This window comes from Erwinia sp. GW821-FHT03D09 (genome assembly GCF_059420805.1).
The window spans coordinates 41229-66112 of the sequence record NZ_JBWKUK010000008.1; the positions used below are offsets into that span (position 1 = coordinate 41229).

Genomic DNA, 24884 nt, shown 5'->3' on the forward strand with positions numbered 1-24884 from the left:
CGGTTCAGTGCCTCTGCTGCAAGTTCGGCAACAGCTGGAACCGGGTCTGATGTTAGATCATTGAGGTGTTTTTCTGCGGTTCTGTAAATGTAGTCTTCGAAGTGAAAAGCAAAAGCTGTAATAGCCAATAGTCTGTCTTGGCACAAAAAAGCCCGCAAAAGCGGGCTTTCTCATCGCTCAGGAGTCGCGGCTCCTTTACGTATCCTTTTTTGTCCGTTTACAGTCTGGTTACTGTCCGGACTCAGTGACTAACTGCCTGAAAAATAATGTGCTGTCCTGTCACTGTCCTATCTGGATTGGTGGAGCTGGCGGGAGTTGAACCCGCGTCCGAAATTACTACACCGTCGGCACTACATGCTTAGTCCAGTCTTTACATTCGCCGGTTAGCTGCGAACGGACACGCTACTAACAAACTAGCCTGATTAGTTTTAACGCTTCAACCCCAGGCTGGGCATCCACGCGATCTCTTTTGGGTTTGACCTCTCTTTAATCCCCGTCTTAAGAGCGGAAGCTAGGGAGAGAGGGCTCTTAGCAGGTTATTAAGCTGCTAAAGCGTAGTTTTCGTCGTTTGCGACTATTTTTTTGCGGCTTTTTACGAGGCAAACCGCCCCTCGGCATGCTCCTAGGGCTTCGCAAATCCCGTCGAATCCAGAATCAGCCCCAAGTAGAGAAACAGTATAACAGAAAAACCTGTCGCTAAGCCAGTAGCTTAGCGATTCGCGTGCTTCATAATACGCGCTTTGTCTAATTTCCATTCACGATCTTTGATGTCATCGCGCTTGTCGTGCTCTTTCTTACCTTTCGCCACGCCGATCTTCAGCTTGGCCCAGGCATTTTTCCAGTACATCGACAGCGCCACGATGGTGTATCCGTCGCGGTTGGCTTTGCCAAAGATAGTATCGAGTTCGCGCTGCTTCAGCAGCAGCTTGCGGCTGCGGGTAGGATCGCAAACCACATGCGAAGAGGCCACGCTCAACGGCTGGAATGTTGAACCGAACAGGAAAGCTTCACCGTCACGCAGCAGAATATAGCTGTCGCTGATATTGGCCTTCCCGGCACGGAGAGATTTAACTTCCCATCCCTGTAGCGAAAGCCCAGCTTCGAACTCTTCTTCAATGAAGTATTCGTGGCGGGCACGCTTGTTCATGGCAATGGTAGCGGAACCGGGTTTATGTGCTTTTTTCTTTGTCATAGTGCCACTTAGTGTACATGAAGCCGTGATTTTTGGCATCCCCTGTAACGTGACCGAAAGGGGAAAGGGGTATTCTAGCAGATGCCAGCCAGGAGAGAATTTTTGTTTGAATCCCGGCAATGGTATTATTTAAAAGTTCTAAGATTAGACAGGAATTGTTATGTCCCAGATTAGTCGTTCGGCGCTGGTGCCGTACAGTGCTGAGCAAATGTACCGGTTAGTGAATGATGTCAACAGCTATCCGGAATTTCTGCCGGGTTGTACCGGCAGCTGTGTACTTGAAGCCAGCAACGATCAGATGACCGCATCCGTAGATGTTTCCAAGGCGGGCATCAGTAAAACTTTCGTTACCCGCAATACCCTGACGGATAACCAGAGCATCCATATGCAGCTGGTTGATGGCCCGTTCCGCAAATTAAGCGGCGGCTGGCGGTTTACTCCACTGAGCGAGGAAGCTTGTAAAGTTGAGCTGAACCTGGATTTCGAGTTCACCAATATGCTGGTTGAACTGGCATTTGGGCGCGTCTTTAAAGAACTGGCCAGCAGCATGGTTCAGGCTTTCACCCAGCGTGCGAAAGAGGTCTACAGTGCCTGATATTGCGGTTGAAGTTGTCTATGCACTACCGGAAAAACAGTATCTGTACAGCGTCAAGGTTCCGGAAGGCAGCACGGTTGAAGATGCGATAAAGGCATCCGGCCTGCTCGACCTGCGAAGCGATATCGATCTGCAGGAAAACAAAGTCGGCATCTATAGCCGCCCGGTAAAGCTGCATGATGAAGTGCAGAGCGGCGATCGTATTGAAATCTACCGTCCGTTGATTGCCGATCCGAAAGAGCTACGCCGCCAGCGGGCTGAGCGCGCAGCAAAAAAATAAGGCGCCGTTGCGCCTTATTTTGTCTCCGTTCTACGACTTTTACGTCGTAGTGGATCAACCCTCAGATTTTGTCAGAGCCGGTTTATTATCAATGTTGGTCAGCGTTCCGTTGCTGTCGAAGGTCAGCGTCAGGGTGTGCTGTTTGATTGGCTCATGGCCAGGCTGCTGGCGGAATACGTAGTACCAGACGTTGTTGCCGAACGGATCGTGCATCATCGGCGTACCCAGAGTGTAAGCAACCTGCTGTTGCGTCATACCGGTGTGGATCTTGGCAACATCGTTGGCAACCAGGTAGTTACCCTGGTTGATATCAGGCCGGTAAACCACTCGCTCCAGAGTGGAACATCCAGCGGTCATCATCAGAAGAACCACCGCAGCAGTCAGCGTTTTACAGCGCATAAGTATGTTTATTCCTTTGTGGCTATTTGTATCCCCACCCACCTGAAGCAGCCGCCCCGGCAATCTGGGTCTATCAGTGTACAACTACGATACCAGCGTAAGTTGCCGATGATAATAAACCTTTACGCAGTTTAAAACCTCTGCGAAGCAAGGATATGACCACAAACCGGTAAAAAAGTGCAATGCTCAGGCGGCTAAAAGTTCTTTTGCGTTCGCCAGCGTGTTGCGAGTGACCTCGCTTCCGCCCAGTAAACGTGCCAGTTCCTGCAGGCGCGAGCGTTTGTCCAGGCACTGCATATGGGTTTCAGTCATTTCGCCATCGGTTTCTTTGCTGACAAAGAAGTGCTGATGGCCACAGCCTGCAACCTGCGGCAGGTGGGTAACGCACATCACCTGGGTCGATTCACCCAGCTGGCGCAGCATTTTGCCTACCACGGCGGCAGTTGGTCCGCTGATACCCACATCGACCTCATCGAAGATCAGGGCCGGCGTATCCATCTTACGGGCGGTAATCACCTGAATAGCCAGCGCGATGCGCGACAGCTCACCGCCGGAGGCCACTTTCGCCAGTGGCTGTAGCGGCTGGCCGGGGTTGGTGCTGACGCGGAAATCAATGCGATCGCCGCCTTCCGCCGTCAGGTGCTCAGGGTTGAACTGCAGGTCGATAGTGAAGCGACCGTGCGGCATTGACAGCGCGTGCATACTTTCAGTGATCAAACGACTCAGCTCTTCGGCAAAGTGCGCGCGGCGTTCGTGCAGCTGTTCGGCACAGTGCAATGCGGCTGCGTGGTGTTCGGCTACCGCCTGAGCCAGTTCATCCTGATCGCTTTCCTGCTGGTCGAGCAGCTGCTGTTCAGCCAGCAGTTGCTGATGGAAGCCAGGCAGCTCTTCCGGTGGGATATGATGCTTGCGGGCAAGGCTGATTTGCCGCGACAGGCGCTGTTCCAGCTCCTGAAGACGATTAGGGTCCAGATCCAGGCGATCGCAGTAGTGGCGCAGCTCGTCGCTGGCTTCGCTAATCTGAATGGCGGCCTCTTCCAGCATGCCAAATACGCCGCTGAGCTTGTCATCCATTTCGGTAAGCTCGCCCATGAGCTGACGAACGGTATAAAGCTGGCTTTGCAGGTTATGGTCTTCGCCATCTGCCAGCATCAGCAGTGTCTGCTGGCTGACGGAAAGTAGATGGCCGCTGTTAGCCTGGCGCTTGTACTCTTCGTCAATCTGCTCGTACTCACCCTGTACCGGGGCGAATTCATTCAGTTCTTTCAGCTGATACTGCAGCAGTTCGCGGCGCGCTTCGCGCTCCTGTGCCTGATGCTGATGGTGTGCGAGGTTGCGGCAGCTCTGGTGCCACTGGCGATAGCGCTGCGCCATATTTTGCAGCAGCAGCGTTTCGCCCGCGTAGGCATCCAGCAGAGTTTTCTGATGTTCGGGTTTGAGCAGCAGCTGATGCGCGTGCTGTCCGTGGATCTGAATCAGCACCTGGCCCAGTTCACGCAGCTGGGAGAGTGGCACCGAAGTACCATTGATGAATCCGCGCGAACGGCCATCGCTACTGATGACGCGGCGCAGCAGGCACTCGTTGCCGTCATCCAGCTGGTTCTCGCTCAGCCAGCGCTGGGCTGAAGGCGTATCCTTCAGCGAGAAGCGGGCGCAGATATCCGCACGGGATGCGCCCTGGCGAACCATGTCCGCTTCGGCACGACCACCCAGACAAAGCCCCAGCGCGTCAATAGCGATGGACTTACCCGCACCGGTTTCGCCGGTGATTGCCGTCATGCCGCGCTGAAAATCGATCTCCAGTTCACGAACGATAGCAAAGTTACTGATGGTCAGTTGTGCCAGCATAGTTGCCTTCCTGTATGAAAACACATATATGGTTTTTTATACAGTATATACTGGTTTTATGACCAGTAAAGTAGCCAGGCACAGTTTTAGAATAATTTTTTTGACCAGCCGAGTTTTGAGCTTAAAGTATTGAAATAGTTATAATTTTTAGGGTGAATAAGATTGAGGTGATAGTCGCTACGGCGGATCAGTACATCTTCCCCTTCCTGGATCGGCAGTGCAATCTGGCTGTCGCAGCTGATTTCCAGATCGCTGCGCAGGGAAGAAAAGCGCAGGCGGATCGTGCTGCTGCTGTTAATCACCAGCGGCCGTGCTGAAAGGGTGTGCGGGAACATTGGCACTATCGCAATCGCGTCCAGCGATGGGGTTAAGATCGGGCCACCTGCTGAGAGAGAATAGGCGGTGGAGCCGGTCGGCGTGGAGATGATCAGGCCGTCGGAACGCTGCGAAAAGGCGAAACTTTCATCGATATAAACTTCAAACTCAATCATATGGGCCACTTTGCCCGGATGCAGGACCACTTCATTGATGGCGGTGCCGATGCGCGGCGCGCCGGACTGGCGGCATACCTGTGCCTCCAGCAGAAAACGGCTTTCAACAAAGTATTCGCCTTCCAGCACGTCAGCCAGCTGTTGCTGGGCGTTATCCGGGTCGAGATCGGTCAGAAATCCGAGATTACCGCGGTTGATGCCGATAACCTTAATATCATAACGCGCCAACACGCGTGCGGCGCCGAGCATATTGCCGTCACCGCCGACTACTACCGCAAGGTCCGCTTTCTGGCCGATTTCAGCCAGCGTGCCGGTTTCCACCCCTTCCAGTTTCAACTCGCGGGCAATCTGGCGCTCAATGATCACCTGATACCCGCGCGCGGTGAGCCAGCGGTACAGCATTTCATGGGTGGTGAGCGCAGTAGGATGCCGGGGATGGCCGACAATCCCGATGCAGTTGAAGTGGCTGTTCATGATTCTGGCATTCCTTACGAGGTAAACTCCCCCGACAATGTGACTGGTTCCCTTGAAACCGCGATTCTGATCCCCATAATAAGCGAACCAGCGATGGAATATGCACAAACGCGGAGAAATTCATGAGTAGTAAAGAACAGAACACACCAAACGAGCAAGTCTCAGACGAAATTGAGATCGAGCAGGCGAAAAACCAGGCAGAAGATGGGGTGGACCCGCGCGATGAACGTATTGCGCAGCTTGAAGCCCAGCTGGCTGAATCTCTGGGGGGCGTGCGTGATGCGCAGCTGCGCGCTCAGGCCGAGATTGAAAATATTCGCCGTCGTGCGGAAATGGACGTTGAGAAGGCGCACAAGTTTGCCCTGGAAAAATTCGTCAACGAGCTGCTGCCGGTGATCGACAACCTTGAGCGTGCGCTGGAAGTGGCTGATAAGACTAACCCGGAACTGGCTTCGATGATCGAAGGTATCGATCTGACGATGAAATCGTTGCTGAACGCGGTGGGTAAATTCGGTGTGGAAGTGGTGGGTGATACTAACGTGCCATTCAACCCGGATGTGCATCAGGCAATGTCGATGATGGAATCCGAAGACGTTGCGCCAAACCACGTAATGATGGTGATGCAGCGTGGCTACACCCTGAACGGTCGCCTGTTACGCCCGGCGATGGTTGCAGTGGCGAAAGCTAAAGCCTGATAGTTAAAGCATAAAAAAAGCACCGTCAGGTGCTTTTTTTATCGCTGTTATTCAGGAAGATGCGGAGTCCAGTCTATCGGCGCTTCATTCCGTTCACTCAGCCACTGATTGGTTTTAGAGAAGTGCGCGGAACCGAAGAAACCGCGATGTGCCGACAGTGGGGAAGGGTGCGGCGCCTGCAAAACGTGGTGGCGCTTTCGGTCGATAATGCTGCCTTTCTTCTGCGCATGGGAACCCCACAGCAGAAAAACCACGCCTTCGCGATGCTGATTGATTGCGGCAATAACGTTATCGGTAAAGGTTTCCCAGCCAAATTTAGCATGTGAATGCGCCTTGCCACCCTCAACGGTCAGTACGGTGTTAAGCAGCATGACGCCCTGGTGCGCCCAGCTTTCCAGGAAACCGTGATTAGGTCGCTGAAACCCCGGGATATCCGTCATCAGTTCTTTGTACATATTCACCAGCGAAGGTGGTACCGCTACGCCTGGCAGGACAGAAAAGGCCAGACCGTGGGCCTGATTCGGGCCGTGGTAAGGGTCCTGACCCAGAATGACCACTTTTACCTGCCCTAATTCCGTCAGGCGAAAAGCGTTAAACACGTCTTTTTGTGGCGGATAAACCGTTTTGCCGGCCGCACGCTCAGCCGCAACGGCAGCCAGCGTTTCCCTGAAGTACGGTTTTTCTTTTTCCTCAGCCAGCACATCGTGCCAGGTCATAGTATTGACCATCGCCAACTCCTTTAAGTCTGTAGAGCGTGTAGCTTAGCGTGGTTTAGTAAGGGGTTAAACTTAAAAAATAATTGAATATTTACAAAAATATTAGAAATAAAAAACCGGGGAAAATTGATATAAAACAGAATGTTACTTTATTAACCGTTATTGGCGGTTTTCATCAATTGATTTGGGTCAAAGAGGAGAGCATTTCGGGCTGATATACAGAAGACTGGTTTATCCATCCATCCGTGCGCAGTTTCACCCTGCGCTAACTGCCTGGGAGGCAACATCATGATTACCGGAATCCAAATTACTCAAGCAAAAAATAGCGCGCTGCTAAATTCATTCTGGCTGCTGGACAGCGAGAAAGCGGAAGCCCGCTGTGTGTGCGCGAAATCTGGTTACAGCGAAGATCAGGTTGTGCCAGTAAGCGATCTGGGGCAAATCGAATACCGCGAAATTCCGCTGGAAATGAAGCCAGAAGTGCGCGTAGAAGGCGGGCAGCATCTGAATGTGAATGTTTTAAGCCGCGAAACGCTGGAAGAAGCGGTTAAGCATCCGGAAAAATATCCGCAGCTGACTATCCGCGTATCGGGCTATGCAGTGCGTTTTAATTCTCTGACGCCGGAACAGCAGCGTGATGTGATTACCCGTACCTTTACTGAGAGTTTGTAAGCGATAATCACCGTATTTTATTGGTGAGCTGTTGATAAACGCATCACGTCAGCAATCCGTTTAATTAACTGATTGCTGGCGTTTTTTTTCACTTTCAGCAAAAACAGAGGTGCGTTGGAAAATGAGCATTTGGAACAGCGATTAATTTTCGCACCAAAGACCTGTTTTCATCGGTTACCTACATAAAAAAACCGCCCTTCAGAGGCGGTTTTTTACCATGCAGTGCGATTATTCAGCACTGTCGGTTTTAGCAGCACTTGGCTTGCGGCGTTTACCGACATTTTTGGCGTCGCGGTGGCGGACTTTAGCGCGCGGCTTCTCGTCTTCTTTCGCCTTATCTTTCTTCTCTTTGCGCTTCGCCAGCACCTTTTTCGATGGTTTGCCTTTCAGCTTCTCATTTGGTGGACGGGTGGTCGGGCGCAGTTCTTCGATGATGCGTGATTTCAGCGGCTCCTGGATATAGCGACTGATTTTACCCAGCAACAGATGATCGTGCGCTTCAACCAGAGAGATAGCGATGCCTTTCTTGCCGGCGCGGCCGGTACGGCCGATGCGGTGTAGATAGGTATCTGCCGTTACAGGCATATCGAAGTTGAATACGTGGCTAACATCATCGATATCAATACCGCGCGCGGCGATATCGGTAGCGACCAGCACGTTGACGCGGCCTTCAACAACGCGTTTGATGGCTTCGTTACGCTTGGCCTGCACCAGTTCACCTTCGAGGTAGCTGGTATTGATCCCGGCTTCACGCAGCCACGCGCAGACTTCATGAACGCGCTCGCGTTTACGCACAAAGATCACCGCACGGGTCACTTCAGGCTGTTTAAGCAGGTGGATAAGCAGAGCAGTTTTATGCTGCGTATCATCCGCACGGTAATACCACTGCTGGATTTTTTTGCGCTCGCGACGGGCGGGATCGGCTTCAACTTCGACCGGCTCGTTCAGAATACGCTCGGCGAAGTCCTTAATGGCTTCCCCTTCCAGCGTGGCGGAGAACAGCAGCGTCTGCTTACGCCAGCGCGTTTCGGCACTGATAGTCTCAATATCCTGCGCAAAGCCCATGTCCAGCATGCGGTCGGCTTCATCAAGGATCAGGGTTTCAACCGCGCGGCAGTCAAAGTTTTCTTCTTTAATGTATTGCAGCAGACGGCCGGTGGTGGCTACCACTAGATCCTGGTTTTCGCTGAACACTTCCGCGTGGTTCATAAATGCCACGCCGCCGGTGATGGTCGCGATATCCAGGTGAGTGTGTTTCGCCAGTTCGCGCGCCTGCTCGGCAACCTGCATGGCCAGTTCGCGCGTTGGCGTCAGAATCAGAACGCGTGGCGGGCCAGACTTCTTACGCGGGAAGTCGAGCAGGTGTTGCAGGACGGGCAGCAGGTAGGCCGCAGTTTTGCCTGTACCGGTTGGTGCCGAACCCAGAACGTCGCGACCCTCCAGTGCTGGCGGGATCGCCGCGGCCTGAATGGCAGTGGGGCGCGTGAAGCCTTTTTCCTGCAGGGCTTCCAGCAGGCTTTCGTCTAGTTCGAGTTCGGAAAAAGTGGTTACAGTCATGGTCTACCTCAGTTTGGGGCGCTGATTATAGACAGATTGAACGCGATCTTCATCTGTTTGTATCGGGTTAATGACTTTTCCTTCGTCACGGTTTGCCCTATGCTAGCGCCGTTTCTCTTTCAGGTCAGTCAAATGTCGCAACAGAAAGCCATTCTCCGTGCCAACGGGTTTACCTTTAAACAATTTTTTGTCGCTCACGATCGTTGCGCCATGAAGGTGGGTACCGATGGCGTACTGCTCGGAGCCTGGGCGCCGGTTGCCAACGTACGCCGCGTACTGGATATCGGTACGGGCAGCGGTCTGATTGCACTGATGCTGGCGCAGCGTACCGCGGAATCGATACAGGTTGATGCCGTCGAGCTTGATGCGGCGGCGGCAGAGCAGGCGCAGGGAAACGTTATCGCCTCGCCGTGGCCGGACCGAATCCACGTTCATCAGGCCGATATTCTTGAATGGACGATGGGCTGTGAGCAGCGCTATTCGCTGATTGTCAGCAATCCGCCCTATTTTGCACCGGGTTCGGACTGTGCGACCCCTGAACGTGCTTCCGCTCGCTATACCGGCGCGCTCACGCATGAAGCCCTGCTGGGCTGCGCCGAGCAGCTAATCACGGAAGACGGATTTTTCTGCGTGATCCTGCCGGAATCTGCAGGGAGTGTGCTGGTTGAGAGTGCGCTACAGCGTGGCTGGCATCTGCGTTTCCGCACCGATGTGGCCGACAACGATACCCGGCCACCGAACCGCGTCATGCTGGCGCTATCGCCGCAGGCGGGCGAGCAGATGCTGGACCGTATGACGATTCGCGGGCCGGATCAGCACTACTCTGAGGCCCACTGTAGTCTGACCCGCGACTTCTATTTATTCCGCTAATTAAGGAATCAGCACCGTCGGTCTGGCTTCATCCAACACTTCGGGATAGTCGAGCGTGTAGTGCAGGCCGCGGCTCTCTTTACGTTCGAGGGCGCATCGCACCATCAGTTCGGCAACCTGTACCAGATTACGCAGCTCAAGCAGGTTGTTAGAAATGCGGAAATTGGCGTAGTACTCGTCAATTTCCTGCTGCAGGGTGTTAATACGCCGCAGCGCGCGTTCCAGGCGCTTAGTGGTGCGAACAATCCCCACGTAGTCCCACATAAACAGCCGCAGTTCATGCCAGTTATGCTGGATCACCACCCGCTCATCGGAATCGTCCACCCGACTTTCATCCCACACTGGAAGCGCCGTCACTAATTGAACATCAGCCAGGCGGCGATCGATATCTTCCGCCGCCGACCAGCCGTAAACCAGGCACTCCAGCAGAGAGTTCGAGGCCAGGCGATTAGCGCCGTGCAGGCCGGTATAAGTGACTTCACCAATGGCATACAGCCCGCTGAGATCGGTTTGTCCCTGCTGGTTCACCATCACGCCACCGCAGGTATAGTGCGCCGCCGGGACGATAGGGATCGGCTGGCTGGTGAGATCGAAACCCAGCGTCAGCAGCTTTTCGTAAATAGTGGGAAAATGTGCGCGGATAAAGTCCGGCGACTGATGGCTGATATCCAGATACATGCAGTCGGCACCCAGCCGCTTCATTTCATGGTCAATTGCGCGGGCGACGATATCGCGCGGCGCCAGTTCGCCACGTGGATCGAAGTCCGGCATAAAACGAGAGCCATCAGGGCGCTTAAGCAATGCGCCTTCACCACGCAGGGCTTCGGTTAGCAGGAAGTTGCGGGCATCGGGGTGGAACAGGCAGGTGGGGTGAAACTGGTTAAACTCAAGATTGGCCACCCGACAGCCGGCACGCCATGCCATGGCGATGCCGTCACCGGAAGCGACATCGGGATTGGTGGTGTATTGATACACTTTCGCTGCGCCGCCGGTTGCCAGCACTACGGCCCGCGCGCGGCAGGACTCCACTTTTTCACGTTTGCGGTTCCAGATATAGGCTCCGACTACCCGGCGTTCACCCGGCAGTCCGATCTTGTCGGAGACGATCAGGTCAACGGCGTTGCTGCGTTCAATCAACGTAATGTTGGGATGACTAAGTGCCTGGCTGACCAGGGTCGTTTCAACGGCCTTGCCGGTGGCGTCGGCGCTGTGCAGGATGCGGCGGTGGCTATGGCCGCCTTCGCGAGTTAAGTGATAAGGCTGCTCGCTGTTTCCTGGGGTTTCTTTATCGAAAAGCACGCCGTTATCAATCAGCCACTGAACGCAGTGGCGTGCGTTACTGGCGATAAACGAAACGGCATCACGCTCGCAAAGGCCACTGCCGGCGATCAGCGTATCTTCAATATGAGACTCAATGCTGTCAGTTTCATCAAACACGGCCGCGATGCCGCCCTGGGCATAAAACGTTGAGCCTTCGCTGACCGGGCCCTTACTCAGCACGGTAACGCGGTGTTTCGCCGCCAAACGCAGCGCCAGTGAAAGGCCCGCTGCGCCGCTGCCAATAATTAAGACATCACAGCTGTAATCGGAAGAATGCGTCATGGTGTTTAATTTACTAAACAGGTTATTTGCTGAGCATAGCACTCAAATTAATCAGGCAAAAAGGCTTTTTATCGACCAGTATGCACAGTGCGAGCAGAATTAAGATATGGAAATGTGCCGCGTACACCGGGCTGAACACACAAGGTGGGGTTATTAATAGTGTGAACCGAAGCTTGTTGAAGCGATTAGAGGGTGAAAAACCTGGCCCCATGCGTTACTCTGCGGGCGTCGTCAGGGTAATGAACTCTAAGTTCAGTAGACAAAGAAAGGCAGTGGCCCACAAATCGGTAAGAATGTATAAAAAAGCGAGCTGATTTGTGAATATGTCCCGACGACCTCACAAAAATAATGGCGTAATGGAACTTCTCCAATGAAAATCACTCAAATCGCGTGCTTGCTCGAAAACAATTTGGGGTTATCACTGGGAGTTTGGTTACGCGTGGAAACAGATTTGGGGAGATTTTACCTCGGATGAGCGAGCAGTTAACGGATCAGATTCTCGTTGAGCGCGTGCAGAAGGGTGATCAGAAGTCATTCAATTTACTGGTGGTGCGCTACCAGCATAAAGTGGCGAGTCTGGTTTCCCGCTATGTACCATCAGGAGATGTTCCTGACGTAGTGCAGGAATCATTTATTAAGGCCTATCGTGCGCTGGAATCGTTCCGGGGGGATAGTGCTTTCTATACCTGGCTCTACCGAATTGCCGTCAATACGGCTAAAAATTATCTAGTGGCTCAGGGGCGTCGTCCGCCTTCCAGCGATGTGGACGCTATCGACGCAGAAAACTTTGAAAGTGCGGGAGCGCTGAAAGAAATTTCGAACCCTGAGAACTTAATGTTGTCAGAAGAACTGAAACAGATAGTTTTTCGTACTATCGAAATGTTACCCGAGGACCTGCGCATGGCGATTACGCTGCGCGAGCTTGATGGCCTGAGCTATGAAGAGATAGCGGTTATCATGGACTGTCCGGTGGGCACGGTTCGTTCACGAATTTTTCGTGCACGAGAAGCTATTGATAATAAAATTCAACCGCTTATCCAACGTTAGCAATAACGTACACAGGAAGGGTATTGAGGCATGCAGAAAGAACAACTTTCCGCTTTAATGGATGGTGAAGCACTGGATACTGAGCTGATGTCGGCGCTCAATTCCGATGCCGCGCTACAGAAAAACTGGGAAAGCTATCATCTGATCCGCGATACGTTGCGTGGCGATGTCCCACAGCTGCTGGATTTTGATATCGCTGCCCGCGTGGCCGCGGCTATCGAAGATGAGCCAGCGAAAACTGTCACCCGATTGATCCCGGAAGCTCAGCCGAAACCCGCAGAAGCTGCAGCGATGCCGTTTTGGGGCAAAGTGCGTCCATGGGCTGCTCAGATTACACAGGTCGGCCTGGCTGCCTGCGTTTCACTGGCGGTCATCGTCGGCGTTCAGCAGTACAACAAGCCCGTTGTGGATCAGTCCTCAGACTCACCGGCGTTTAACACGCTGCCGATGATGGGACAGGCTTCGCAGGTTAGCCTTGGTGTGCCGTCTGAAAACGCAACTAACACCAGCAAAGTCAATCAGCAGGTGCAGGATCAGCGTCGTCGAGTGAATGCACTGCTGCAGGACTATGAGCTTCAGCGTCGTCTGCATGCGAAACAGCTGCAGTTCGATCAAAATCCTGACCAGCAGGCTGCTGCTCAGGTTCCCGGTAATCAGTCCTTAGGAATGCAACAGCAGTAATGAAGCAGCTTTGGTGTGCCGTCAGCCTTCTGGCTGGCAGCCTGATGTACTCCTCTGTCGCCCCGGCACAATCTCCGTCCGGGGCGCTGTTACAACAGATGGAGCAGGCAAGCCAGTCTCTCAGTTATGAACTCGCCTATATCAATGTCTCCAGGTTGGGGATCGAATCCCTTCGCTATCGTCATGCGGTCATTGATAACAAAACCTACGCGCAGCTGCTGCAAATGGATGGGCCTCGTCGAGAGATCATTCAGCGCGGAAACGAGATCAGCTATTTCGAACCGGGGCTGGAACCCTTCACTATGGCGGGCGATCATATTGTTGATTCGCTGCCCGCACTGGTTTATGCCGATTTTCAGCATCTTGCCAGCAACTATGATTTTGTACCTGTTGGCCGCACGCGTATTGCCGATCAGCTTTGTGAGGTGATTCGCATTGTTTCACGTGATGGTACCCGTTATGGCTACGTAGTATGGTTGGATAGTGAAACTAAACTGCCGCTGCGTGTTGATTTGCTCGATCGTGATGGTGAGACGCTGGAGCAGTACCGCGTGATCAGTTTTGCCGTCGATCAGGGTGTGAGTAAACTGATGCAGGGGCTGGAAACCGCTAACTTGCCGCCTTCGCTGTCGGTGCCTGCGGGTAACAAAGTGGCACTCAACTGGAAAGCTGGATGGCTACCGGCGGGAATGAAGGAAGTAGCGCAGAGCCGCCGTCAGATCCCATCGCTGAACCGCCCGGTTGAGTCGCGACTTTACTCTGACGGGCTGTTCAGCTTCTCTGTCAACATTACCCTTGCGGATAAAAACAGCACATCTCAGCTGTTGCGCACTGGGCGTCGTACGGTGCAGACTGAAGTGCGTAGTAATGCGGAAATTACCGTAGTGGGCGAACTACCACCCGCTACAGCCAAACGCATTGCAGATAGCATTACTTTAGGTACAACACCATGATGAGAGAATGGGCTACGGTTGTCTCGTGGCAAAACGGCGTGGCTACGCTGCATTCAGAAATTAAAACTTCCTGTAGCAGCTGCTCTGCCCGTAAAGGCTGTGGCAGCCATATGCTGAACAAGCTTGGGCCGAAAAATGCCCATGTGATGAAAATTGCCAGCGCCGAGCCGCTGATTCCGGGCCAGCGAATTGAGCTGGGTATCGCTGAATCCAGCCTGCTGAGTTCGGCGCTGTTGGTTTATATGTCGCCGCTGGTAGGATTGTTTATCCTTGCCGGGCTGTTCCAGATGCTGTTTCACAGCGATCTGGCCGCTGCCTGCGGTGCGCTGCTGGGCGGGATTGGTGGCTTTATTATCGCTCGCGGCATTTCTGGCGTGCTGGGCCGTTCCGCTTCGTACCAGCCGGTAATCCTCAGTGTGGCATTGCCACCGGATGCGCTTCACGTTACTACCGATGCCTGATCCTCATCACCTCAGCCCCAGCCACCATCTGGCGGGCAGAGCAATATCCCGCCTAATATTTACGCAATTCTTTGTTTCCAGGCCGTTGCTGGTACTATTGGCACCCCGCGATGATTCCACCCCTTTGATATGTAGTGTAGAATGCAGCCTTTCGGGCCTCTGTTCGCCTGTGATATCACGCTCTCCTGATTTTATATCGCGAGAGTTCCAGAATTTGTAAGGCAGAAAAACCTCAATAATGAAGCACATAAGAAATTTTTCGATCATCGCCCACATTGACCACGGCAAATCGACGCTCTCTGACCGTCTGATTCAGATTTGCGGTGGCCTGACCGAACGTGAAATGGCTGCACAGGTTCTGGATTCCATGGATTTAGAACGTGAGCGCGGTATTACCATTAAAGCGCAGAGCGTCACCCTCGATTACCATGCACCTGATGGTCAGACATACCAGCTGAACTTCATCGACACCCCAGGACACGTTGACTTCTCCTACGAAGTTTCCCGTTCCCTGGCGGCGTGTGAAGGCGCACTGCTGGTGGTTGATGCCGGTCAGGGTGTTGAAGCCCAGACGCTGGCAAACTGCTATACGGCGATGGAAATGGATCTGGAAGTCGTGCCGGTTCTGAATAAGATCGACCTGCCTGCTGCCGATCCTGAGCGTGTTGCCCAGGAAATTGAAGATATCGTTGGCATCGATGCCACCGATGCGGTGCGCTGCTCGGCGAAAACCGGCGTGGGCGTGCCGGACGTACTGGAACGTCTGGTGCGTGATATTCCGCCACCGGAAGGAGATCCTGAAGGTCCGCTGCAGGCGCTGATCATCGACTCCTGGTTCGATAATTATCTTGGCGTTGTCTCGCTGGTTCGTATTAAAAACGGCACCATGCGTAAGGGCGACAAGATCAAGGTAATGAGCACCGGTCAGATTTACAACGCCGATCGTTTAGGGATTTTCACGCCTAAACGTGAAGATACCGACTTGCTGAACTGTGGTGAAGTAGGCTGGCTGGTCTGCGCAATCAAAGACATCCTCGGTGCGCCGGTGGGCGATACTCTGACGCTGGCCCGTAATCCTGCCGATAAAGCGCTGCCAGGCTTCAAAAAAGTGAAGCCACAGGTTTATGCCGGTCTGTTCCCGATCAGCTCTGATGATTATGAAGCCTTCCGCGATGCGCTGGGCAAGCTGAGCCTTAACGACGCTTCTCTGTTCTACGAGCCGGAAAGCTCAACGGCGCTGGGCTTCGGTTTCCGCTGCGGCTTCCTTGGCCTGCTGCATATGGAAATTATCCAGGAGCGTCTGGAGCGTGAGTACGATCTCGAACTGATTACTACTGCGCCAACCGTCGTGTATGAAGTGCAAACCACGGATAATGAGATCGTCTACGTTGACAGCCCGGGCAAACTGCCGCCGCTGAACAATATTGAAGAGCTGCGCGAACCGATCGCAGAATGTCACATGCTGCTGCCGCAGGAATATCTCGGCAACGTCATTACTTTGTGTATCGAAAAACGCGGCGTGCAGACCAACATGGTTTACCACGGTAACCAGGTTGCGCTGACCTATGAAATTCCGATGGCGGAAGTGGTGCTCGATTTCTTCGACCGCCTGAAGTCAACCTCTCGTGGCTATGCGTCACTGGATTACAACTTCAAGCGTTTCCAGACTTCTGACATGGTGCGCGTGGACGTGCTGATCAACGGCGAGCGTGTTGATGCGCTGGCGCTGATCACCCACCGTGATAATTCACAGTATCGCGGCCGCGATCTGGTTGAGAAGATGAAAGATTTGATCCCCCGCCAGCAGTTTGATATTGCGATTCAGGCGGCGATTGGTACTCACATTATCGCCCGTTCAACCGTAAAACAGCTGCGTAAAAACGTTCTCGCCAAGTGTTACGGCGGTGACGTCAGCCGTAAGAAAAAGCTGCTGCAGAAACAGAAAGACGGTAAGAAACGCATGAAGCAGGTGGGTAACGTTGAGTTGCCGCAGGAAGCGTTCCTTGCCATTCTCCACGTAGGTAAAGACAGTAAATAAGCCCAACTTAGGGCTTTGAGGGAACTGGAATGGCTAATATGTTCGCCCTGATTTTGGCGATAGCAACGCTGGTCACCGGAATTATCTGGTGTATCGACAAGTATAAATGGGCGCCGGCCCGCCGGGCGAAGGGCGCAGCGGCAAAAGCCGAAGGCACGCCAGAAACCAAAGCGGATAAACAGCCAGGCTGGGTGGAAACCACGGCATCGGTGTTCCCGGTTTTGCTGGTGGTTTTCGTGGTGCGTTCATTTATTTTTGAGCCGTTCCAGATCCCTTCAGGATCGATGATGCCGACGCTGCTGATCGGGGATTTTATCCTTGTGGAAAAGTATGCCTACGGGATTAAAGATCCGATCACCCAGACTACGCTGATCCCAACCGGGCATCCTAAGCGCGGTGATGTGGTGGTATTTAAATACCCGAAAGATCCAAGTCTGGACTATATTAAGCGTGCCATCGGAGTTCCTGGCGATCGGGTAACCTACGATCCGCTGAGCAAAACGGTGTCAGTTACGCCAGGCTGCGGTGGTGGCAAGTGTGAAACCGCGCTGCCAGTGACCTACTCAAACGTAGAGCCAAGCGATTTTATCCAGACCTTTAGTGGCTTTAACGGCAACGAAGTGGGTAATGGTTTCTTCCAGGTGCCACAGGGTGAATCCATGCCGGGCGGACTGCGTTTAGCCACGCGTAGTGAAACGCTCGGTGATGTGACTCACCGGATTTTACTGGTAACCCAGATGCCAAGCCAGGCTGCATCCTATTACCAGCAGCCGGGCCAGGAGCAGTCCACGTGGGTCGTGCCGCAGGGCATGTACTTTATGATGGGCGACAACCGTGATAACAGCGCCGACAGTCGCTACTGGGGCTTTGTCCCGGAACGCAATCTGGTGGGTAAAGCGACGGCTATCTGGATGAGCTTCGAAAAACAGGAAGGCGAATGGCCAACCGGCGTACGTCTGAGCCGGATTGGTGGCATTCACTAATACTCATCGTTGGGTGAGTATATTTAACGGTTGGCTTCCCGCTTTGGGGAGCCACTGCACACGAAACAGATCGTGTTGGTGTTCAGGCCCAGCCCTGTTCCGTGTGCAGCATAATTGACGCATTCAGAAATTGGTAACGCATGAACCCCATCGTGATTAACAAGCTTCAACGCAAGTTGGGCTACACTTTTACTCATCAGGAATTGTTACAGCAGGCACTCACCCACCGTAGCGCCAGCAGCAAACATAACGAGCGACTGGAATTTCTGGGCGACTCTATTCTGAGCTATGTCATCGCCAATGCCCTTTATCATCGCTTCCCGCGCGTGGATGAAGGCGACATGAGCCGTATGCGAGCCACGCTGGTTCGCGGTAATACGCTGGCGGAAATGGCAAGAGAGTTTGACCTCGGTGAATGCCTGCGCCTTGGGCCGGGTGAGCTGAAAAGCGGCGGCTACCGCCGTGAATCGATTCTGGCTGATACGGTTGAAGCGCTGATCGGAGGGGTATTCCTCGACAGCGATATCAGAACGGTGGAGCAGCTGATCCTCAGCTGGTACGCCAGCCGTCTTGAGCAGATCAGCCCGGGCGATAAACAAAAAGATCCGAAAACGCGCCTGCAGGAGTTTCTGCAGGGTCGCCATTTACCGCTGCCATCCTATCTGGTCGTGCAGGTTCGTGGCGAAGCGCACGATCAGGAATTTACTATCCACTGCCAGGTGAGCGGCATGGCAGACCCGGTTGTGGGAACCGGCTCAAGCCGTCGCAAAGCTGAGCAGGCAGCGGCCGAACAGGCGCTGATTAAGCTGGGAATTGAATGAGCGAACAAACCACCCATTGCGGCTTTATTGCTATTGTAGGCCGTCCGAACGTCGGTAAATCGACCTTACTGAACCAGCTTCTGGGGCAGAAGGTTTCCATTACCTCGCGTAAACCTCAAACCACCCGTCACCGTATTATGGGCATCCATACCGAAGGCGCCTATCAGGCGATCTACGTGGATACCCCCGGTCTGCATATGGAAGAAAAGCGGGCGATCAACCGCCTGATGAACCGTGCAGCCAGCAGTTCAATCGGCGACGTTGAGCTGGTGATATTTGTTGTTGAAGGCACGCGCTGGACGCCAGACGACGAAATGGTGCTGAACAAACTAAAAGACAACAAAGTGCCGGTCCTGTTGGCGATCAATAAGGTCGATAACATTACCGATAAAAGCATTCTGCTGCCCCATTTGCAGTTCCTTAGTGAGCAGATGAACTTTATGGATGTGGTGCCGATCTCGGCTGAAAAAGGCAATAATGTCGATACCATTGCCAACATCGTGCACAAGCTGCTGCCGGAAGCGGAGCACCACTTCCCGGAAGAGTACGTGACCGATCGTTCTCAGCGTTTTATGGCCTCCGAAATCATCCGTGAAAAGCTGATGCGTTTCCTCGGTGCGGAACTGCCCTACTCGGTTACGGTTGAGATTGAGCAGTTCGTCTCTAACGCACGCGGTGGCTATGATATCAACGGCCTGATCCTCGTTGAGCGTGAAGGGCAAAAGAAGATGGTAATTGGCAACAAAGGGGCCAAAATCAAAACCATCGGTATTGAAGCGCGTAAAGATATGGAAGAGATGTTCGAGGCGAAGGTGCACCTTGAGCTGTGGGTTAAAGTGAAGTCCGGCTGGGCGGATGATGAACGCGCCCTACGCAGCCTGGGCTATACTGACGACCTCTGATTTTGATGGAAGGCTGGCAACGCGCCTTTGTCCTGCACGCGCGACCGTGGAGCGAAACCAGCCTGCTGCTCGATCTGTTCTCTGAACAGCACGGCAGGGTGCGGGTACTGGCGAAAGGTGCCCGCTCCAGACGTTCCAGCCTGAAGGGCGCTCTGCAACCCTTCACCCCTCTGCTGGTACGCTGGGGAGGGCGCGGCGAGGTGAAAACCCTGCGCGGCGCTGAACCCGTTTCGCTGGCACTTCCGCTCAGCGGCATCACACTCTACTGTGGCCTGTACGTCAATGAACTGCTTTCGCGCGTACTGGAACACGAAACCGCTTTTAACGAACTCTTCTTTGACTACCTGCACTGTATCCAGGCACTGGCGGCAGCGTCCGGTTCGCCGGAGCCTGCGCTGCGCCGTTTTGAGCTGGCGATGCTGGGCCATCTTGGCTACGGCGTGGACTTTATGCACTGCGCCGGCAGCGGGGAAGAGGTTGCCGATGAGATGACCTACAGCTACCGGGAAGAGAAGGGATTTATTGCCAGCCTGGTGGTAAACAACCGCAGTTTTACCGGGCGGCAGCTGCGTGCGCTCTGGCTGCGTGAATTCCCCGATGCGGATACTCTGCGTGCGGCCAAGCGCTTTACCCGTATTGCACTCAAACCCTATCTTGGCGACCGGCCGCTAAAAAGTACTGAGCTGTTTCGCCAGTTTCTGCCGAGAAAATGAGCGGACACTTCGTCTTCGGCAAACGAATAGCGACAGATCATACCCCTGCGCCCGTCGAACGTTGTACACTCGATAAAACATTCGCGATTACCAGAGGACCTCATGGCAGAGTTACTGTTAGGCGTAAACATCGATCACGTTGCGACCGTACGCAACGCTCGTGGTACCAATTATCCCGACCCGGTTCAGGCCGCATTTGTCTCAGAACAGGCGGGAGCTGACGGTATTACCGTACATCTTCGTGAAGACCGCCGTCACATCACTGACCGCGACGTGCGCATTTTGCGCCAGACCATTCAGACCCGTATGAACCTGGAAATGGCCGTAACCGATGAGATGGTCGAGATTGCCTGCGAAATCGTGCCGCATTTCTGCTGCCTGGTGCCGGAAAAACGCGAAGAAGTCACCACCGAAGGCGGGCTCGATGTGGCCGGGCAACTGGAAAAAGTGACCGCTGCGGTTAAACGCCTGAACGATGCCGGCATCCTGGTTTCGCTGTTTATTGACGCCGACCGCGGGCAGATCGATGCTGCCGTGGCTTCCGGGGCACCTTACATTGAAATCCATACTGGTGCTTACGCCGAAGCAGCAGAAGGCCCGGCGCGCGATGCTGAGCTGGCGCGTATTGCCGAAGCGGCAACCTATGCTGCAGGCCAAGGGCTGAAGGTTAACGCGGGCCATGGTTTGACCTATCACAACGTCCAGCCAATTGCTGTTCTGCCCGAAATGCACGAGCTGAACATTGGTCATGCGATTATTGGCCGTGCGGTTTTCAGCGGCCTGGCGGATGCGGTTAAAGAGATGAAGCAGCTGATGCGGGAAGCACGTCGATAATGGCGATTCTCGGCCTCGGCACGGACATTGTAGAGATTGCCCGCATCGAAGGGGTGATCTCCCGTTCAGGTGACCGACTGGCGAAGCGGGTGCTCAGCCCCAATGAGTGGGCGCAGTATCAGGCACACCAGCAGCCGGTTCGGTTCCTGGCCAAGCGCTTCGCAGTAAAGGAGGCGGCGGCCAAAGCCTTCGGCACCGGCATTCGCGGCGGTCTGGCATTTAATCAGTTTGAGGTTTACAACGACGAGTTAGGCAAGCCGGGGTTGAGATTCTTCCAGCACGCACAGGAAGTGGCGAAGAAACTGGGTGTGATGCACGTTCACGTTACCCTGGCCGATGAGCGCCATTACGCCTGCGCGACGGTGATTATCGAAAGCTAACCTGTGGGGTGCAGCACCACGAATTTGTCCCACAGCTGATCGTTCGTTTCTACCCGCTGTGGGTCAATAATAATGGTGTTATCAATCGGGCAGACCTGCCGGCAGGTCGGCGCATCGTAATGGCCTACGCACTCTGTACAGCGATCGGTGTCGATCTCGTAATACTCCATCCCCATCGAGATCGCTTCGTTGGGGCATTCAGGTTCGCACATATCGCAGTTGATACAGCGCTTTGTAATTAATAATGCCACTTCAATCACTTACCTTTTTTATCTTCTATAATCAATTGGTTATCTGGTGTTTATGTTCCTTACTATGATTAACTATCTGTGGATTTGTACAGTATGAAAACACTGATACACTCACTTGCGTAACACAAAACCGCAACACAGACCGAAAATCACCACCTTAAAGGGCCTCATGTGCGAGCCTGTCTCGCGATGGGCCATAGGATAAGGAATTTCAATGCCGCGCACTGTAACACAGAACCCCGAAAAGCCCAATAATGACGATTTTTTGAGCGCTTTAGAACGCTGGGAGGGGGGGAAGCCGCCGTAGACAAGCTCACACATGCGAATCTGTGTTACGGCAGCAAAAACCATACTCAAGCACCAGGGACAATCCCGGCGATCTAAGATATGAAAAAGAAAGCTATTTACGCATAGATTTCAGTAAGGCCGGTAAGGTTACGTTCTATGCGGAGTTCCCTAAGAAAATGGGGCTGAAAGGGCGTAAGTTGGGTAAATGGCCGGAACTGGCGATTCAACTTGCGCGTGAGAACGCGGTGGAAATGGCGGGGGAAGGACTGAGGGCTGAGTCTGTGCATTTGGCTTTGGAGAGCTATCGTGCTGACCTTGAAGCGAAAGTACAACGCCAGAAACTAAGTGACCACAGCTACCGGACTTATTGTGCGAGGATAAAGCAGATCGATTTAGCGTTCGGTGATCGTGAAGTGTTCGGTGATGTGACTTATGGAAGAATCATTGAGGTGCTGGATACCTGGATAGCAACAAAGTCTAATAACCATGCGCTTGAATTATTCGCCGAACTTCGCCGGTTTTGGAAATATTCAGTTCCACAGCTATGCAACGGACGAAACGTCGCAGCGAGCATACCGGATGATTATGTATCTTCCCGTGTGCAACGGCCTGCGCCTACGCGCCTTTTTACTGATATCGAATCTATAGCGAAATTGTGGCTTAACGTCGCGGGGTGTACCTCCATCCATCAGAAAAATGTCATGCGTTTTATGATCCTTACGGGGGGACGCCCTATCAATGTCAGCAATCTGCAATGGAATTATGTCAGGGAAGATATAAAAGAAATTGTTTATCCGGCCGGGATAATCGGTATGCGTGGCGCGATGAAAACGCAGAAGGAATTCAGGATCCCAATAACCGCTGGTATTGAGCGTATTTTGCAGGAACAAAAGGAATGGAGGGACTCGGTACCGGGGTGTAACCAACAGTTTGTTTTTCTTCAACCGCGCAATCCCGAACTACCGTTTGCAAAGCGATCCCTCGGTAAGCTGATAAAAACTTACAGCCCGGAAAATGCAGTAAAGGGAATTAAACATGACGGGACAGTGAAGGGTAGGGAAGGGGCATTCAATACGATGTGCCGTAAGTTCTTTAAGAGCAATGTTATTGCTCAGATGCGTGCAAAGGGCTTCTCCCGCTCTGATACGCGGGAGATTAGCCTTTTGTGTTTGCACCATTCGGATAAAAGCGCGGATCCTATGGCTGAACATTACGACTTTTCAGATGAGATATTGCAGGAGGAAATGGCGTTGAAGAAAACAGCTTTTGAAGCGCATGAAGCAAGTATCTTAACGCAGGTTATTTTACTGAGGAAAAAAGGTTAATACTCGCTTCGACATTTTTGGATAAATGCCTGAACGTTCTGGCGCTCGTACCTTACTACTTTGGAAGTAAAACGGATCGGTGCCAATATTTTTTTATGGCGGTGGTTGATATTCCAGTCACAGAGAGTCTTTTGGGTGATTCCACCGAGCATTTTGCAAACCTCTGCCGGAGCGAGCAGTTTGTCGGATTGTTCGCTCACTTCAAACCTCGCTTTTTCATGGCTTCGAGCAGGATGTCCTGCACTTCACGTTTTGAATCGCGCCGCTGCATTACCAGTTCGTCTACGGTATCGGCGGCGATGTGATGACTACTGGCGGTGCGGACTCTGTTACTCTGGCAACTGCAAACCTTCCTGTGCACGGGCATACTTTTTCTGCTAATACCAGTAGTTTTGACTATGGTACGAAAACAACGAGTACATTTGATTACGGGACAAAATCAGGGGGTATAAACACTGCTGGAGGACATTTTCACTCGTTATGCGGCGATACAACAGATTCAGAGGCTGGTTCACCTGTCGGACTGAACCGTAGCGATTCTCGTTTAGGGGTGCCAGGTACAACACATGGTGCACGGGGTTATATAAATAATCTCTATGGTAACGGGCCTCAAATTATAAGCAATTCAGGTGATCATGTGCATACTTTTTCAGTAGGAATTGGAGCACATAGCCACACTATGGGTATTGGTGCGTACAGCCATTCAGTTTCGGGAACTACTAGTAATACTGGATCAGGTACAGCAGTTGGCGTGACTAACTCATATATAAAACTGATGGGGTGGTACCGCTCAGCTTGAGGTCTTCTCTTTTACGTTTAGGGAATGCGTCGTATAGCAAACGCTATTGTCCGGTATGTTTTTATTTATAAATGCCATAGCACCGACTTTTACGTTATTGCCAATTGTTATATCATCACTGATGATGCAGCAATTGGCTCCTATCTCAACGTTATCTCCGATAAGAATTCTGCTATTAATCCCATGATTCACGCCAATAGTCGTATTTTGCCTGACGTGGAAGTTTTTTCCGATAAGGCAGGCACGGCTGATTACTATACCTTGGTAGTGGGCAAAGGTAATTCCGGGGGCAATTCTTGCTCCTAGCTCGATTTCAATTCCATAGCGAGAAATTAGTTTTCTATTAATTTTGTAGGCGCGCTTAATGTTCCTTTTTCCACCTTTTTGAAAAAAATACGAGGCAATTCGCCACCAGAAAATAAATCGAATGTTATAGTTTTTTATATATCTGCGAATAATGCGATCCCAAGTGAATTTGTTATCAAGCCCTATAACCTCTACATGGAGGCAGTTTTTTAATTGCTGGTATGCTGAAGGAACCATATGAAATATATTCTCTTGCTTTCGGAAAATATTTAAAGCCTCTTACGAGGCTTAACGTTTTTCTCGTCGAATCACTTTATCAGCCGCCACGCGGGACAGGAAGCCGGAACGGCTACCGTACTCAGGATGTGCAACGACAAATTGATCGATACGGCGGATTAACAACGAGGGGAGCGTGACATTGATTTTTTCCGCTTTCCCCATCAGCCGGGTTACGTCCACATCAACCAGCGCCCACACCACGCCCACATAATCGGGATCGTCCAGCCAGTTTTCCACGCTGGTGGCTTCCGGCACTGCTTCACCATCTTCCACCAGTAATTCTATATGTGCGTCGATAGCCTCGCGCACGCTCTCAATCGCATCCTGATAGTTGTCGCCGCCAGAGAAGCAGCCTGGAATATCGGGTACACGAACGCCGAAGGATGAATCGCCTTTATCAATAGCAACAGGGTATAACATTTAAACCTCCAG

26 protein-coding genes, 1 other RNA gene and 3 pseudogenes are annotated in these 24884 nt (G+C 52.7%); 18 read left to right on the top strand and 12 right to left on the bottom strand.

Annotation, left to right across the window (positions count from 1 at the left end):
• Nucleotides 1–297: 297 nt before the first annotated feature.
• Nucleotides 298–662: a transfer-messenger RNA gene (ssrA, locus tag AC07U6_RS09470) on the bottom strand.
• A 47-nt stretch (nt 663–709) separates the two neighbouring features.
• Nucleotides 710–1192 carry an SsrA-binding protein SmpB gene (gene smpB, locus AC07U6_RS09475; protein ID WP_105593172.1) on the bottom strand — a complete coding sequence of 161 codons (483 nt, stop codon included), beginning with the start codon at nt 1190–1192 and terminating at the stop codon, nt 710–712.
• 160 nt (nt 1193–1352) lie between these two features.
• On the opposite strand from smpB, the gene AC07U6_RS09480 reads away from it, so the two are divergent.
• Both AC07U6_RS09480 and AC07U6_RS09485 read left to right on the top strand, forming a co-directional pair.
• Nucleotides 1353–1787 carry a type II toxin-antitoxin system RatA family toxin gene (locus tag AC07U6_RS09480; protein ID WP_494763500.1) on the top strand — a complete coding sequence of 145 codons (435 nt, stop codon included), beginning with the start codon at nt 1353–1355 and terminating at the stop codon, nt 1785–1787.
• The gene (locus tag AC07U6_RS09485; RefSeq protein ID WP_494763499.1) at nt 1780–2067 is read left to right on the top strand and encodes an RnfH family protein; all 288 of its coding nucleotides are present in this window, start codon (nt 1780–1782) and stop codon (nt 2065–2067) included. Before AC07U6_RS09480 ends, AC07U6_RS09485 begins: the two co-directional genes overlap by 8 nt.
• A 54-nt stretch (nt 2068–2121) precedes the next feature.
• Here AC07U6_RS09485 and bamE read toward each other — a convergent pair whose 3' ends face one another.
• The 3 genes from bamE to nadK form a co-directional block, all read right to left on the bottom strand.
• Nucleotides 2122–2466 (bottom strand): outer membrane protein assembly factor BamE, encoded by a 345-nt coding sequence (gene bamE / locus AC07U6_RS09490; RefSeq protein WP_494763498.1) that lies wholly within the window; start codon nt 2464–2466, stop codon nt 2122–2124.
• Nucleotides 2467–2652: 186 nt separating this feature from the next.
• On the bottom strand, nt 2653–4314 hold the full coding sequence (gene recN / locus AC07U6_RS09495; protein WP_494763497.1) for a DNA repair protein RecN: 1662 nt from the start codon (nt 4312–4314) through the stop codon (nt 2653–2655).
• 86 nt (nt 4315–4400) lie between these two features.
• Nucleotides 4401–5279: an NAD(+) kinase gene (gene nadK, locus AC07U6_RS09500; protein WP_105593177.1), complete on the bottom strand. Its 879-nt coding sequence runs from the start codon at nt 5277–5279 to the stop codon at nt 4401–4403.
• A gap of 122 nt (nt 5280–5401) precedes the next feature.
• Between nadK and grpE the strand changes: the two genes are divergently transcribed.
• Nucleotides 5402–5974 (top strand): nucleotide exchange factor GrpE, encoded by a 573-nt coding sequence (gene grpE / locus AC07U6_RS09505; protein ID WP_494763496.1) that lies wholly within the window; start codon nt 5402–5404, stop codon nt 5972–5974.
• Between the two features lie 47 nt (nt 5975–6021).
• On the opposite strand, the gene ung is transcribed toward grpE, so the two are convergent.
• Nucleotides 6022–6702 carry a uracil-DNA glycosylase gene (ung, locus tag AC07U6_RS09510; RefSeq protein ID WP_494763495.1) on the bottom strand — a complete coding sequence of 227 codons (681 nt, stop codon included), beginning with the start codon at nt 6700–6702 and terminating at the stop codon, nt 6022–6024.
• Between the two features lie 276 nt (nt 6703–6978).
• Here ung and grcA point away from each other — a divergent pair, with 276 nt between their 5' ends.
• Nucleotides 6979–7362: an autonomous glycyl radical cofactor GrcA gene (gene grcA, locus AC07U6_RS09515; RefSeq protein WP_205066465.1), complete on the top strand. Its 384-nt coding sequence runs from the start codon at nt 6979–6981 to the stop codon at nt 7360–7362.
• A 228-nt stretch (nt 7363–7590) separates the two neighbouring features.
• Here the strand turns inward: grcA and srmB are convergent, their stop codons facing one another.
• Nucleotides 7591–8919, bottom strand: coding sequence for an ATP-dependent RNA helicase SrmB (gene srmB, locus AC07U6_RS09520; RefSeq protein ID WP_494763494.1), 1329 nt, complete (start codon nt 8917–8919; stop codon nt 7591–7593).
• Between the two features lie 132 nt (nt 8920–9051).
• Between srmB and trmN the strand changes: the two genes are divergently transcribed.
• Nucleotides 9052–9789 carry a tRNA(1)(Val) (adenine(37)-N(6))-methyltransferase TrmN gene (gene trmN / locus AC07U6_RS09525; protein ID WP_494763493.1) on the top strand — a complete coding sequence of 246 codons (738 nt, stop codon included), beginning with the start codon at nt 9052–9054 and terminating at the stop codon, nt 9787–9789.
• Here the strand turns inward: trmN and nadB are convergent, their stop codons facing one another.
• Complete coding sequence (gene nadB / locus AC07U6_RS09530; RefSeq protein ID WP_494763492.1) at nt 9790–11391, bottom strand: L-aspartate oxidase; 1602 nt, start codon at nt 11389–11391, stop codon at nt 9790–9792. It abuts the gene before it with no gap.
• A 471-nt stretch (nt 11392–11862) separates the two neighbouring features.
• On the opposite strand from nadB, the gene rpoE reads away from it, so the two are divergent.
• From rpoE to acpS, 11 genes are all read left to right on the top strand, one after another.
• On the top strand, nt 11863–12438 hold the full coding sequence (gene rpoE, locus AC07U6_RS09535; protein ID WP_494763491.1) for an RNA polymerase sigma factor RpoE: 576 nt from the start codon (nt 11863–11865) through the stop codon (nt 12436–12438).
• A gap of 30 nt (nt 12439–12468) precedes the next feature.
• Entirely contained in the window at nt 12469–13119 is a 651-nt protein-coding gene (gene rseA / locus AC07U6_RS09540; protein ID WP_494763490.1) for an anti-sigma-E factor RseA, read from the top strand.
• Nucleotides 13119–14072 (top strand): sigma-E factor regulatory protein RseB, encoded by a 954-nt coding sequence (gene rseB, locus AC07U6_RS09545; protein WP_494763489.1) that lies wholly within the window; start codon nt 13119–13121, stop codon nt 14070–14072. Before rseA ends, rseB begins: the two co-directional genes overlap by 1 nt.
• Nucleotides 14069–14533, top strand: a complete 465-nt coding sequence (rseC, locus tag AC07U6_RS09550) for a SoxR-reducing system protein RseC (protein ID WP_494763488.1) — start codon at nt 14069–14071, stop codon at nt 14531–14533. The genes rseB and rseC overlap by 4 nt, the downstream gene beginning before the upstream one ends.
• Nucleotides 14534–14771: 238 nt before the next feature.
• Complete coding sequence (gene lepA / locus AC07U6_RS09555) at nt 14772–16571, top strand: translation elongation factor 4 (RefSeq protein ID WP_494763487.1); 1800 nt, start codon at nt 14772–14774, stop codon at nt 16569–16571.
• A 29-nt stretch (nt 16572–16600) separates the two neighbouring features.
• Nucleotides 16601–17554 (top strand): signal peptidase I, encoded by a 954-nt coding sequence (lepB, locus tag AC07U6_RS09560; protein WP_494763486.1) that lies wholly within the window; start codon nt 16601–16603, stop codon nt 17552–17554.
• A 140-nt stretch (nt 17555–17694) separates the two neighbouring features.
• Entirely contained in the window at nt 17695–18375 is a 681-nt protein-coding gene (gene rnc, locus AC07U6_RS09565) for a ribonuclease III (RefSeq protein ID WP_105593190.1), read from the top strand.
• Nucleotides 18372–19277: a GTPase Era gene (era, locus tag AC07U6_RS09570; RefSeq protein ID WP_494763485.1), complete on the top strand. Its 906-nt coding sequence runs from the start codon at nt 18372–18374 to the stop codon at nt 19275–19277. The genes rnc and era overlap by 4 nt, the downstream gene beginning before the upstream one ends.
• A 5-nt stretch (nt 19278–19282) precedes the next feature.
• The gene (gene recO, locus AC07U6_RS09575; protein WP_494763484.1) at nt 19283–19990 is read left to right on the top strand and encodes a DNA repair protein RecO; all 708 of its coding nucleotides are present in this window, start codon (nt 19283–19285) and stop codon (nt 19988–19990) included.
• Nucleotides 19991–20092: 102 nt separating this feature from the next.
• Nucleotides 20093–20824, top strand: coding sequence for a pyridoxine 5'-phosphate synthase (gene pdxJ, locus AC07U6_RS09580; RefSeq protein ID WP_494763483.1), 732 nt, complete (start codon nt 20093–20095; stop codon nt 20822–20824).
• Nucleotides 20824–21204 carry a holo-ACP synthase gene (acpS, locus tag AC07U6_RS09585; protein ID WP_105593194.1) on the top strand — a complete coding sequence of 127 codons (381 nt, stop codon included), beginning with the start codon at nt 20824–20826 and terminating at the stop codon, nt 21202–21204. The genes pdxJ and acpS overlap by 1 nt, the downstream gene beginning before the upstream one ends.
• Here the strand turns inward: acpS and AC07U6_RS09590 are convergent.
• Nucleotides 21201–21455, bottom strand: a complete 255-nt coding sequence (locus tag AC07U6_RS09590) for a YfhL family 4Fe-4S dicluster ferredoxin (protein ID WP_494763482.1) — start codon at nt 21453–21455, stop codon at nt 21201–21203. The two genes, acpS and AC07U6_RS09590, sit on opposite strands and share 4 nt — an antisense overlap.
• 214 nt (nt 21456–21669) lie before the next feature.
• On the opposite strand from AC07U6_RS09590, the pseudogene AC07U6_RS09595 reads away from it, so the two are divergent.
• Nucleotides 21670–23068: pseudogene (locus AC07U6_RS09595) on the top strand (recombinase).
• 196 nt (nt 23069–23264) lie between these two features.
• On the opposite strand, the pseudogene AC07U6_RS09600 reads toward AC07U6_RS09595, so the two are convergent.
• Nucleotides 23265–23375, bottom strand: a pseudogene (locus tag AC07U6_RS09600) (ATP-dependent helicase); the annotation flags it as partial.
• On the opposite strand from AC07U6_RS09600, the pseudogene AC07U6_RS09605 reads away from it, so the two are divergent.
• Nucleotides 23361–23867: pseudogene (locus tag AC07U6_RS09605) on the top strand (hypothetical protein); the annotation flags it as partial. The pseudogenes AC07U6_RS09600 and AC07U6_RS09605 sit on opposite strands and share 15 nt — an antisense overlap.
• Here the strand turns inward: AC07U6_RS09605 and AC07U6_RS09610 are convergent.
• Both AC07U6_RS09610 and AC07U6_RS09615 read right to left on the bottom strand, forming a co-directional pair.
• On the bottom strand, nt 23859–24410 hold the full coding sequence (locus tag AC07U6_RS09610; RefSeq protein WP_494763480.1) for a serine acetyltransferase: 552 nt from the start codon (nt 24408–24410) through the stop codon (nt 23859–23861). The pseudogene AC07U6_RS09605 and the gene AC07U6_RS09610 sit on opposite strands and share 9 nt — an antisense overlap.
• Before the next feature lie 51 nt (nt 24411–24461).
• Nucleotides 24462–24872: a type II toxin-antitoxin system HicB family antitoxin gene (locus tag AC07U6_RS09615; RefSeq protein ID WP_494763479.1), complete on the bottom strand. Its 411-nt coding sequence runs from the start codon at nt 24870–24872 to the stop codon at nt 24462–24464.
• Nucleotides 24873–24884 lie beyond the last annotated feature (12 nt).